The 12,655-nt window shown below is 41.4% G+C and carries 10 protein-coding genes; all 10 read left to right on the forward strand.

From position 1 onward, the window contains the following. Positions 1 to 67 precede the first annotated feature (67 nt). The 10 genes from lptF to GQ61_RS04805 all read left to right on the forward strand — a co-directional run bounded on the left by lptF (position 68) and on the right by GQ61_RS04805 (position 12,604). Positions 68 to 1,168: an LPS export ABC transporter permease LptF gene (lptF, locus tag GQ61_RS04760; RefSeq protein WP_085784217.1), complete on the forward strand. Its 1,101-nt coding sequence runs from the start codon at positions 68 to 70 to the stop codon at positions 1,166 to 1,168. Continuing rightward, entirely contained in the window at positions 1,169 to 2,263 is a 1,095-nt protein-coding gene (locus GQ61_RS04765; protein WP_085784218.1) for an LptF/LptG family permease, read from the forward strand. Between the two features lie 6 nt (positions 2,264 to 2,269). Continuing rightward, positions 2,270 to 4,513: an LPS-assembly protein LptD gene (locus GQ61_RS04770; RefSeq protein ID WP_085784219.1), complete on the forward strand. Its 2,244-nt coding sequence runs from the start codon at positions 2,270 to 2,272 to the stop codon at positions 4,511 to 4,513. A gap of 114 nt (positions 4,514 to 4,627) precedes the next feature. Further along, positions 4,628 to 4,858, forward strand: coding sequence for a hypothetical protein (locus tag GQ61_RS04775; RefSeq protein ID WP_085784220.1), 231 nt, complete (start codon positions 4,628 to 4,630; stop codon positions 4,856 to 4,858). 158 nt (positions 4,859 to 5,016) lie between these two features. Further along, positions 5,017 to 5,883 (forward strand): alpha/beta fold hydrolase, encoded by an 867-nt coding sequence (locus tag GQ61_RS04780; RefSeq protein WP_085784221.1) that lies wholly within the window; start codon positions 5,017 to 5,019, stop codon positions 5,881 to 5,883. A gap of 211 nt (positions 5,884 to 6,094) precedes the next feature. Then, positions 6,095 to 8,044, forward strand: a complete 1,950-nt coding sequence (dnaK, locus tag GQ61_RS04785; RefSeq protein WP_085784222.1) for a molecular chaperone DnaK — start codon at positions 6,095 to 6,097, stop codon at positions 8,042 to 8,044. 50 nt (positions 8,045 to 8,094) lie between these two features. Then, positions 8,095 to 9,267 carry a molecular chaperone DnaJ gene (gene dnaJ / locus GQ61_RS04790; RefSeq protein ID WP_085784223.1) on the forward strand — a complete coding sequence of 391 codons (1,173 nt, stop codon included), beginning with the start codon at positions 8,095 to 8,097 and terminating at the stop codon, positions 9,265 to 9,267. A gap of 219 nt (positions 9,268 to 9,486) precedes the next feature. After that, a complete protein-coding gene (locus GQ61_RS04795; RefSeq protein ID WP_198157270.1) occupies positions 9,487 to 10,233 on the forward strand; it encodes an outer membrane protein in 747 nt (248 codons plus the stop codon). A 132-nt stretch (positions 10,234 to 10,365) separates the two neighbouring features. Next, positions 10,366 to 11,829: a type I glutamate--ammonia ligase gene (glnA, locus tag GQ61_RS04800; RefSeq protein WP_085784225.1), complete on the forward strand. Its 1,464-nt coding sequence runs from the start codon at positions 10,366 to 10,368 to the stop codon at positions 11,827 to 11,829. 172 nt (positions 11,830 to 12,001) lie between these two features. Then, positions 12,002 to 12,604 carry a class I SAM-dependent methyltransferase gene (locus GQ61_RS04805; RefSeq protein WP_085784226.1) on the forward strand — a complete coding sequence of 201 codons (603 nt, stop codon included), beginning with the start codon at positions 12,002 to 12,004 and terminating at the stop codon, positions 12,602 to 12,604. The last annotated feature ends 51 nt before the right edge of the window (positions 12,605 to 12,655 follow it).

Consider the following 12,655-nt stretch of genomic DNA (forward strand, 5'->3'; position numbering starts at 1 on the left):
TAAATTATGGCATACATTCAATTATGGATTGAATGCAAGGGTTTTTTGTGAAACAACTCGTAATATTATGACAATTGCTAACCGATATATTCTAAAACAGCTTCTGCTCACCACAGGTTTTATTACAATCATATTAACCTTATTGGTGTGGCTTACACAATCCTTACGCTTTATTGACGTTGTGATTAGTCGTGGGTTCACGTTACAAATCTTTTTTAAATTAATCCTTTACCTATTGCCTGATCTTTTGGGTATTCTTTTGCCCATCGGGGCCTTACTGGCCGTACTTTTTGTCTACAACCGCCTTAATAATGACTCTGAGCTTATTATTTTTAGAGCCACTGGCTTCAGCAATCTTATGCTCGCAAAACCCGCTGTCTTTCTCGCTCTTGTGGTCATGGTCATCATGTATTTGATTAATTTGTATTTTTTGCCTTTATCTTTTCAGAGATTTAAAAATCTAGAATATGATATTCGCAATCGTGTTGGCGTTCATATGATTAGAGCTGGAGAGTTTAATAACTTTAAACATTTCACACTTTATGTTCGAAGTCGTCAAAAATCAGGAGAGCTGAGAGGAATCCTCCTTCATGATGCGCGCAATCCACATAATCAAGTTACCCTTGCTGCGGAAGAAGGCGTTCTTCTTGAAACACCTAATGGTGCTCAAATCGTGATGCTTAATGGTAATCGACAAGAATTTGACTCTCAATCAGGAAAGCCGCGTATTCTTTGGTTTGAAGAATATCGACTCGATCTGTCCACCCAACAAGAAGATCAAGACAAACGACAATTAAAACCTTATGAACGCTTTTTAGGGGATCTTTTCGATCCTCCCGATGAGCAAATCAATCCCAGTTTTGAAAAGAGATTACTCGCAGAAGGGCATCAGCGCATTCTTCTTCCTCTCAGTATCGTTAGCTTTATTTTACTGGCGCTCAATTTATTTCTCAGAGGAGACTACCAACGACGCACCCGATCGAAAAGGTTGCTGATCATCTTTTCACTTTGCACGGTCTTGGAGATTCTGTGTTTGAGCTTATTAAATATTGTTGATTATGCTTTTGTCACAATCCCCTTAGCCTATAGTATTGTTCTTGGAATAGGGGGCTTAGCTTTTTATGGATTTGACCGACATTGGCAGTTTTTAGATAAGAGGCTTGTGTAAGTGCGACTTTCTACTCTCTTTTCACGCTATTTGATCAAGAACTATCTAAAATCATTTTGGGTGGTTTTATTAATTACAACTGCCATGATTATGCTTTTTGACTGCTCGGAACTGTTGCGTAAAGCTTCTTGTAAGCCCGACATTTCATTTGGTCTTGTCTTAAAAATGTCTTTTTTGAAGATGCCTAATCTTATCGAAGTAATATCACCGTTCATAGCCTTGTTTGCTGGCATTCTATGTTTTTGGCAGTTAAACAAATATAGGGAGCTTGAAGTAGCCAAAGCTTCTGGAATTTCTGTCTGGCAAATTCTATCTCCCATTACCTTGACCGCTCTCTCCTTAGGAGCTTTTGATTTAATTTTTATAAATCCTGTTGCCTCTAAAATGATGCTGCATTACGAACATTTAGATAATTACTATCTTAATAATCATACGGATAGTCTTTCGATTTCTGAATCTGGCATTTGGATTCGAGAAGTACAACTGGGTCAACAAAATGTTTTTCACGTAAACCGTATTGATCAAAAGACAAAAAATTTATCACAGATTGTTATTTTCCAGTCCGATGATCAAGATCGGTTTGTCAGACGCATTGATGCACAGGAAGGTCAATTTAGTAAAAATCTCATCACCCTTCATAAGGTATGGATCTCTCTTCCAGACCAAGTCCCCGCCCTTCAAGAAAACTTATCCATGCCCACCACATTGAATTTCAGATCCTTACAAGACAATGGCGCTGATCCAGCTAGTATTTCTTTTTGGCACTTGCTGGGCTACGTTAAATTACTCGAAAATTCAGGTCTTTCTCCGCTCAAATATGCCCTTCATTGGCACACTCTTTTGGCTCGTTGGGCATGGCTTGGCGTCATGGTTATTTTAGCGGCAAGTTGCACCATGCGTCCTTTTAGACAAGGCGGATTTACAGGTATGCTTTCTTTAGGTGTTGTCGTTGCTTTTCTGCTTTATTTTTTCCGAGATGTTGCCCATGCTTTAGGAACATCTTCAACGATTCCTATCATCCTTGCTGCTTGGATACCAACCGGCGTGAGCGCCCTTTTAGGAGTCTCTTTACTTCTTCATCTCGAAGATGGATAAGAGGGTATGATAAAATATTGGTTTGTTATTTTTGCTGCCCTCTTGTTGCCCTTTTGCGCAAGTTACGGTGAAGAACCTACAACAACAGATGAGAAACCTTCTTTACTTCTCGCTGATGAACTCGTCTATGAGCGAGACTTTGGGCTCATTATTGCGCGCGGCAATGTGGAAATCTATCATCAAGGCACCAGACTCTTTGCAGATACAGTGACCTATAATCAAACGCTCGATAGAATAACAGCCTCAGGTCATATACGTTTAACAGAACCCAAGGGTAATATTACCTTTCTCGATTATGCCGAACTCACAGGTGATTTAAAGCAAGGTTTCATAACGCACATCCGTATTTTAATGACAGACAATGGTCGACTTGCGGGTGAAAGTGGAGAACGTAAAAAAGGCATTGAATCTATTATTAAAAAGGGTGTGTATTCTCCCTGCGCTCTCTGTAAAAAGGACCCCACTAAACCCCCTCTCTGGCAAATTAAAGCTGAAGCTGTTCATTGGGATGAGGAAAATCATAATATTATCTATCATAACGCGCTCATGGAAATGTTGGGAGTCCCAGTTGCGTATGTGCCTTATTTCAAGCACGCAGATCCCACAGTCAAAAGACGAAGCGGATTTCTAGCTCCCACCATTGGGGCGTCCAGTAACTTAGGTACGGTGATTGCCCTGCCTTATTATTGGGTTGTCGATGATCAAACTGATTTAACTGTCACGCCTGCTTATGTTGCGAAAAATCAATTTCCTCTTCTTTTAAGCGCTGAATACCGTCATCGCTTTCGAAGAGGTGAATTCACAGTGGCGGGCAGCATTACAAAAGGAGACCGTGTTGAGCGCATCGATCCTTCTAATATGCAACATAAGGACAGATTTCGTGGGCATGTGCTTTCCAGTGGAAAATTTGACCTGAATTCTCGTTGGCGCGCGGGGTTTAACCTAGAACGCACAACGGATGATACGTATCTTAGACGTTTTAATTTTCTTAATCTTTCTTCTCGCACCAGTCTTGTGTCTAAAGGTTTCTTAGAGGGCTTCTATGGTCGAAATTATGCTCTCGTTGAGAGCTATAGTTTCCAAGGGTTACGGGCAAATGATGTGGGAAAGAGAACTCCCATGGTTTTACCAATGGTAAGCTATAACTATCTCAGTCACCCTGGTCGCTTCAAAGAACAATGGAGTTGGGATAGCAGTATTTTAAATTTGGCGCGTCCAAAGGGTGATGAAATGCAACGCCTTGTAACGATTGGCGGGGTGTCAGTCCCATTTATGTCTCCATTAGGGGATGTTTATAGTGTGGGAGCAAAGGTGCGTGGAGATTTTTATCACTCAACTCAATTACGAAACTCCCCTCAAAATATCACCACCTTAGACTCAACGAAAGGTCGGCTTTTTCCTCAGTTATATGGAACATGGCGCTATCCATGGGTACGACCTTCTTCTATGACTAATATCATCGTTGAGCCTATAGCTGGCTTTGTCATGGCCACAAATCCCGGGCAGCCAGCTCAAATCCCTAATGAAGATAGTCACTTGCTTGAGTTTAATACTTATAATCTGTTTAGCGAAAGCAGATTTGGAGGACTTGATCGCTTGGATGGAGGATCGAGGGTTAATTATGGCTTTAATCTGTCGAGTCTTTCCAGTACTTATGGCAATACAAATCTGTTTTTAGGACAAAGTTATGCCTTTCAATCGCCACGTCCTTATTTGTCTCAAACAGGTCTCGACAAAAGACTCTCTGATTATGTGGGCAGCTTAAAATTTAATTATAAAACTTGGTTCACGCTCAAATCTCGTTTGCTCTTAGATCGAAAGTTTTTACGTGCGCGTCGTCATGAGCTTTATGGGCGTTTTGGTCAACCCATATTAAATCTTGAAAGTATTTATGCTCTTCTTCCAAGTCTTGCTGATGACCCTGACAGTCGGAAAGCCGAACAAGTATCTTTTGCATTGAATTCGCAATTTCACGAAAATTGGAGTGGCTCTATCACGACAACACGCGGTCTTGGAACAGGAAGCGGTCAATTATCCCAAGGCATTGGCTTAAACTATGGTGATGAATGTTTTGTTTTCTCAACAACTTTAACCAAAACCTTTTATCGTGATCGTGATATCAAGCCTGGCACAACATTACTCTTCCGATTGGTCTTTAAAAATATCGGCGAAATTCGTCAAGAAACAAGTATTTTCAGACCAGAAGCCACTGATAAACAAACCGATAAACCTGGATTAAGTATTTTCTAAAAAACGTTTTCCCATTTTTCGAATTGTTGAAAAGTTTTTGCCAAAGAAATTGATTTACGAACACATAATGAGCGCGCTCGATTCTAAAAGTTCAATGAAAACATGGAGGTTATTATGTCAAAGTCGTTAAAAGCATTATTGCTATGCAGTATACTTATTTCTTTTGGGGCATCCCCATCTCACAGTCTTTTTGTAAAAAAATCAATCGAGGTGGATGAATTTGCCGATTATGATGAACAAAGAAGCTACGCAACTATTCGTGTAGATTTCCGTAAGAGTATGAAGACTTTGCTGAATCAAATGGCTGGGTTGATGCTGAAATCATGCGTTCCATGGGCGACTTAGGAATTGAGTCAGAGAGCGACAGTCATGAAGAAAACAGCGACGACTCTGAATAAATTAATCTCTGCCAGTGACTTAAACTCTTCAAGAGCTGAGTCACTTGATTTATTGTACGGTTTTGTCTTCACTACAACACTTCACAAGAAGGTTTCACACAGAAAATGACACTTTTAAAAAGTTTATATGATGAAAACCATACACGCTTTCAACTCGTAAAATCAGTACCAGGAAAGTCTGTGTTTAATTGGCTATTCTTGCCTGGAGGCCCTGGTGTTGATTCAAATTGTTTTCTTAGTTTGATTGACACCATGAATGTCCCTGGTAATTATTGGCTCATTGATTTGATTTTTAATGGCACGAACGAGCCTTATGACATTCCTTCCAATGCTATTTATAAGAAGTGGGGGGACTTTTTAATTGATGCCGTGCAGAAATTTGAAAACCCTATTTTAATAGGGCACTCTTTTGGCGGGTACTTACCTTTATTTTGCCCTCAATTAGAAGACTCATTAAAAGGGTTTGTGATTCTAAACTCAATACCTACTTTGCATTCTGACTTATTTGCTAAATGTGCGCGAGAGAACAATTTACCGCCCTTGTCGGATGCTCAATCTTCGTTCATTGAAGAGCCAACTCTGGAAACAATTAACGCTCTTTATATGAGCGAAGTTCCTTATTTCTTTTCCCATGAGAATCGTGTGCAAGGAATAGAGAAAATTGTAAAAAAGCTCACGTATTGTATCCCAACAGAGCATTGGTGGTATAAGGAAGGCGCACAAATTTATTCCAAAATAACATGGGTGCCCGACAAAACACCTACTTTAATTATTGGTGGATCCGACGACTTCATTACGCCTTTAGGCGTTTTTGAAGAAGATGCCCGGTTTAAGAGAGCTAATATAAAAATAGTGACTCTTCAAAAGGCAGGTCACTTTCCATGGTTAGAACACCCTGACGTACTTAATGCAACTCTCACAGATTTCTTTAATGCCCTAGAGGGAAAATCTGCACAAGTTTCAAGAACATAACCCTCAGAGTTGCTAAAAATTCCTTGTAAAACAGGTTCTTAAAATAAGAACCTCTCCTTCAGACTTCAGCCTCTCAGGTAAAATTTTCTTGCAGTGTTGTGCCCATAGGATTATATTAAGAAGTGGAGATGTTCTGTCTCCTTTGTAAATCATGGGGGTTTAAACAGTGCTCACTTGAGGCTGTGTAAGCTTGCTAACATATGAGGATAAAATGACTAAAGTAATCGGTATTGACTTAGGTACGACCAACTCGTGCGTTGCTGTCATGGAAGGAAGCAATGTTCGTGTAATTGAAAACTCTGAGGGTTTTAGAACCACCCCTTCCATCGTAGCTTTTACGAAAGATGGAGAGCGTTTGGTGGGGCAAACAGCAAAACGTCAAGCTGTCACGAACCCTGAAAACACACTTTTTGCTATCAAGCGTCTTATTGGGAGACGTTTCGACGATCCCATGACGCAAAAAGATAAGAATCTCGTTCCTTATCACATCATTGACGCTAACAATGGCGATGCTTGGGTTGAAGCTCAAGGTAAAAAATATAGCCCAAGTCAAGTAAGCGCCTTTATTTTACAGAAAATGAAAGAGACAGCTGAAAGCTTTTTAGGTGAGAAAGTTTCTCAAGCTGTTATTACGGTACCAGCTTATTTCAATGATGCCCAACGTCAAGCAACGAAGGATGCGGGTAAAATAGCTGGTCTTGAAGTGCTGCGTATTATTAACGAACCCACAGCTGCAGCGTTATCTTATGGTTTAGATAAAAAGAAAACAGGAACTGTTGCCGTATACGATCTTGGGGGAGGTACTTTTGATATCTCTATTCTTGAGATTGGCGATGGTGTTTTTGAAGTAAAATCCACAAATGGTGATACATTCTTAGGCGGTGAAGACTTTGACCAAAAAATTATTGATTATCTCGCCGATGAATTTAAAAAAGAACAAGGCATTGACTTACGACAAGATCGTCTTGCATTGCAAAGATTAAAAGAAGCCGCTGAAAAAGCGAAAATTGAATTGTCTACGGCTCAGCAGACTGAGGTCAATTTGCCCTTTATCACGGCTGACGCTTCTGGACCTAAGCACCTAACAATTGCTCTTACGCGCGCAAAACTTGAAGCCATTGTTGCTGATCTTGTTGAGCGGACAATTGCTCCTTGTAAAAATGCTCTTAAAGATGCTGGCGTTACAGCCGGACAAATCGACGAAGTTATTCTGGTCGGTGGTCAAACCCGTATGCCCAAAATCATAGAGACTGTGAAAAACTTCTTTGGACGGGATCCCCATCGTGGCGTAAACCCCGATGAAGTTGTCGCCATGGGCGCAGCTATTCAAGGGGGTGTTTTGCGCGGTGATGTGAAAGACGTTCTATTGCTTGACGTCACGCCTCTTTCCTTAGGGATTGAGACATTGGGTGGCGTGTTCACCCGATTGATTGAGCGCAATACAACGATTCCAACAAAGAAGAGCCAAGTATTCTCAACAGCTGAAGATAATCAAACTGCCGTGACTATTCGCGTCTTTCAAGGTGAGCGCGAAATGGCCGCTGACAATAAACTGTTAGGTCAGTTTGATTTAGTTGGTATTCCTTCTGCTCCGCGTGGCATGCCTCAGGTTGAAGTTACGTTTGATATCGATGCGAATGGTATCGTTAACGTCTCCGCTAAAGATAAGGCAACCAATAAAGAGCAGCAGATTAGGATCCAAGCATCCGGTGGACTTAAGGATGAAGAAATCCAGAAAATGGTTAAAGATGCAGAAGCCCATGCAGATGAAGATAAAAAGAAGCGCGAATTCGTTGAAGCTTCAAACCATGCAGAAAGCTTGATTCATGCCACGGAAAAAAATCTCAAAGACTACGGAGATAAGATTTCCGACGCTGAAAAATCTACGATTGAATCGGATATTAAAGCGTTAAAGGACGCTCTTGAAGCAAAAGATGTGGGTGAAGTGCAAGGTAAAATGCAAGCTCTCACCCAATCAGCCATGAAGCTCGGAGAGGCTGTTTATAAAGCTACTCAGACTCATGACGCTGCAGGCGGCGCTGCTCCTGGGAGTGGCTCAGAGGGACCAAGTGGTGAATCTTCATCTGAAAAGACCGTTGAAGGTGAAATTTTGGATGCTGAATATGAGGACGTCAAAGACGACAAGAAGAAAGGGGCCTAAGGGCTCCTTCTCTCATTTCTGAATGTTAATAAGGATAGGTTCCTCACACCATGGCTAAACAAGATTACTATAGTATCCTGGGCGTTAATAAAGGCGCTTCAGCCGATGAATTAAAAAAAGCCTATCGCAAATTAGCTATGAAATACCATCCTGACCGTAATAAGGATGATAAGACAGCTGAACACAAGTTCAAGGAACTGAACGAAGCCTATGAGGTTTTAAAGGACGACCAAAAACGTGCCGCTTATGACCGCTATGGTCATGGAGCTTTCGATGGTCAAGCAGGATTTCGGCCTGGTGGTGGTGCTGGAGCTGGAGGATTTGGGGGCGCTGGCAGTCCGTTTAGTGACATTTTTGAAGAAGTTTTCGGTGATTTCATGGGAGGCATGCGTCGTGGAGCCGGTGGCACTCGAGCTGAAGCCAGCATGAGTCAGCGAGGATCTGACTTAAAGTATCGTCTTAAAATTACCTTAGAGGACGCCTTTCACGGCACACAAAGCAAAATAAAAATTTCAACTTACGTAAAATGCAGTTCGTGCACAGGCAGCGGTGCTGAAAAAGGCTCGAAAATTATTACCTGTAATTCCTGTCATGGTCATGGAACTGTGCGCATGCAGCAAGGGTTCTTTACCATTGAGCGCACGTGTACCACCTGCGGCGGCACCGGAAAGAAAATTGAAAAATCTTGTACAAGTTGTTCTGGGACAGGCAGACGCCTTGACGACAAATCTTTAACCATTTCCGTTCCAGCAGGTGTTGAAGATAACACCCGCATTCGGTTGGCCGGCGAAGGCGAAGCAGGGCTGCGTGGTGGGCCAGATGGCGATCTTTACGCTTATATCGAAATTAGTTCCCATACATTTTTCGAACGGGACAGTGATGATCTTCATTGTCGTTTTCCGATTCCCATGACTACAGCCACACTTGGTGGATCTATCGAAGTTCCTACGATAGAAGGAGGCCGTGCTAGAGTCACTATCCCTGAAGGCACGCAATCTGGTGCTCAATTTCGCCTAAAAGGCAAAGGGATGTCGATCCTGAGACGAGGCAGCCGTGGAGATATGTTTATCCATGTCTTTGTGGAAATGCCAGTTGGTCTCAATAAAAAACAAAAAGAAGCCTTATACAAATTTTCAGAGCTCCTAGAAGATAACCATCATAGTCCCGAAACTGAAAAATTTTCCGAAAAACTCAAAAAATTCTGGGGATCTTTTCGTTCCTAATCATGAAGCTCCCTTTTTGACTGTTGCTCTTTTTCAACATTCTTAAAGATTCCCCCTCTTTTTATGCATCAAAGGTTTGATTACGCCCAAAAGGGGAGTATTTTGAACAAGCTTATATAGTGTTTTAGAAAATTTATTGTTTGTTTTTAATGGGATTTTCTGAGAATCATATTAAAAATAAAAGTAAATATGAAAAATGAACAAAGGGGAAATTTAGGAATGAAATTGAAATATGCTTTAGGGCTTTTCTGTGCTGCTGGTGCTCTCTTAGGAAGCGATGTTGCACAAGCCGTAGAACCCGGTAAATGGTATGTGCGCGCAGGCGCTGGTTACGTATTTCCAGACAACACAACACTTTCTGCTTCAGGCACAACTCCAGGTATCCGTTTCAATCGCGTAAAATTGAAGGGTGGATTCCATGGTGAATTAGCGCTGGGTCGTCATTTGATGGGCAGCATTAACCGCACGATTGTTGTACGCTCTGAATTAATGTTTGGCTATCAATATCGTAAATTGAGCGATGGTTTCGTAACTGAGAACAATGCAGCTGGCGCACAAGTTGCACAAAAAGTTGGCGTTGAATCCAAAGTACAAAGCTTCATCGGTATGGCAAACCTCTATTTCGACTTGATCGAATGGTATCGTTTCGTACCATACGTAGGCTTTGGTGCTGGTATTTCTGGCAATAAAGTGAACGGCATTAACTTTACAAATGCGACAGTTAACAACGCTTTGCAAAACTTTAACATTTCTGGCCGCACTGAAACCAAGCTTGCTTGGCAGTTAACTGCTGGTACAGGATATCGTTTCACCCAGAACCTAACCGGTGATCTTTACTGGCGCTATATGAACTTGGGTAAAATCAAGACAAGTAACGTTACAACTCCTGCTGGTTTGGGCGTTGGCACACTTGCTGGCAACCTGAACTCACACAGCGTCATGGCTGGTCTACGTTACGCTTTCTAATTTTAGAAAGAGTATAATTTTAAAGGGGTCCTTTTGGACCCCTTTTTTATTTAAGGCTTTGATTAACCTCTTTTAATTCCCCTAAAACAAGCTAATATGCTTGTAATGCATATCAAAATTTAGGGGGAATGAATGGTTGCAGCTTCGAGTAAAATCAAGGAATTACAGTCTAATTCAGAACAAGATATAAACGCACTTTTTGATCGCATTACCAACCAAGGTATTCAATACCTTGATTTTCGTTTCACCGATTCAAGAGGTCTTTGGCACCATATGAGTGTGAAAACGACCTCCATTGATGCTGATATGATCGCCAACGGCATTACTTTTGACGGTTCTTCTATTAAGGGTTGGAAAGAAATTGACGATTCCGATATGACCTTAAAACCTGATATTTCTCATGTGGTAAACGATCCCTTTAGTGAATCGCCAACGCTTATTGTCTTTTGCAATATTCACGATCCGAAGGATGAGACACCCTATACCCGTGATCCACGCTCTATTGCTCTCCGGGCCGAACAATTTTTAAGACAAAGCAAAGTGGCTGATAAAGCCTATTTCGGGCCTGAACCTGAATTTTTTATCTTTGATAAAGTCGAATTTGATTGTAACGCTCAAAATGCTTTTTATCGCATCCACTCAGCAGAAGGATCCTATACAAATAACCAGACCTTTAAAGGCATAGATCAGCCAACCTTAAGTCATCGTCCTCTTCCTAAAGGCGGATATTTCCCAGTGCCTCCTATCGATTCTGAACACAACTTAAGGGCAAAGATGCTTTCCACACTCGCCGATATGGGTGTCGCTGGTGAAAAACATCACCATGAAGTGGCTGCGGGACAACATGAGATTGGATTTTCATACGACTCCCTAACGCGCACAGCTGATAATCTGCAAATTTTTAAATACGTTGTTCATAACGTAGCCGTTGAGAACGGTAAAACCGCTACTTTTATGCCAAAACCTATTTTTGGCGATAATGGTTCAGGCATGCATGTCCACCAATCTTTATGGCTTAATGACGCCCCCATATTCCCAGGCGACAAGTATGCCAATCTTTCAGAATCTGCACTCTATTACATTGGTGGAATTCTTAAACATGCACGCGCCCTAAACGCTTTTACGAATCCAACAACCAATAGTTACAAACGTTTGGTTCCTGGATATGAAGCGCCAGTCTACCTGGCATACTCCGCTCGCAATCGTTCAGCAGCTGTTCGTATTCCCCACATTCTTAATCCAAAAGCAAGACGTATTGAAATTCGCTTTCCAGATCCATCTTCCAACCCATACCTTGCTCTTTCAGCTATGCTTATGGCGGGCATTGATGGGATTTTAAATAAAATTCACCCCGGAGAAGCCATGGATAAGAATCTTTACGAGTTTAAACCCCATGAACTAACGCCCGATATCATTATGTCTGGTTCTTTAAAAGAAGCCCTGATGGCTTTGGATCAAGATCGTGAGTTCTTAAAACGTGGGGATGTTTTCACTGATGAGCAGATAGAAGCCTATATTGCTCTTAAAAATGAAGAAGTGCTGGCGGTCACAGAAGTTCCTCACCCGAAAGAATTTTCACTCTACTACAGCTTATAAAACAAATTTGCTGAGGGTCACCTTGACCCTCAGATCTAACTCTCTAAAATTATTCTTAAAAAATAAATCCTTAGTTTTCACTCTATTTCAAAAAAATCCTTGATCATTTTCGAAACTCAGGTCATGGTGATGACGATTTGGCGATAATCCTTATTGAATAAAGGACATGTTAATGACAGCCTCTAGTCTTTCAACAAAAGAATCATCTAAAGAAGCTTGGCTTTTCCTCAAGCGTTGGATAAAGCATCCCCTGCGTCTCGGAGCTATTGCGCCTTCGTCAAGCGCTCTCGCTGAAAAGATCGCCAATCAAGTAAAATTAAAAGATGATCAGGTTGTTGTAGAGCTGGGTGCTGGCACCGGAAGTCTCACGCGTAAATTGATTCAACACGGCATTCCTTTAGATAGATTGTATATTCTAGAATTGGACCCTGAACTTTATAGCTTTCTAAAATTAGCTTTGCCTAATGCTAATGTCATTCACGGCAATGCTATTGATTTGGAAAAACTTCTGCCGCCTCACTGTGTTGGCAAAGTTTCTACGATTATTTCCGGTATGCCTGTCTCAACAATGCCTTTTAAACTTCAAAAAGCAATTATTGACGCCGCTTTTAAAGTTATGTCTGCAGACGGAGAAATTGTACAATATTCCTATCGCCATACTTCCCCCTTACCTGCTAACCGATTTGGCTTAGACAGCAAAAAGCTGGGAATTACATTTAAGAATATTCCTCCAGCGACAATTTGGCGTTATCAAAGAACAGCTCAAGCAGCTTAACCAAAGCCAAAATCCATCGATAGTGATGCAGTAATCTGCACACTTGTAATA

The organism is Candidatus Nucleicultrix amoebiphila FS5 (assembly GCF_002117145.1).
GTDB lineage: Bacteria > Pseudomonadota > Alphaproteobacteria > Caedimonadales > Nucleicultricaceae > Nucleicultrix > Nucleicultrix amoebiphila.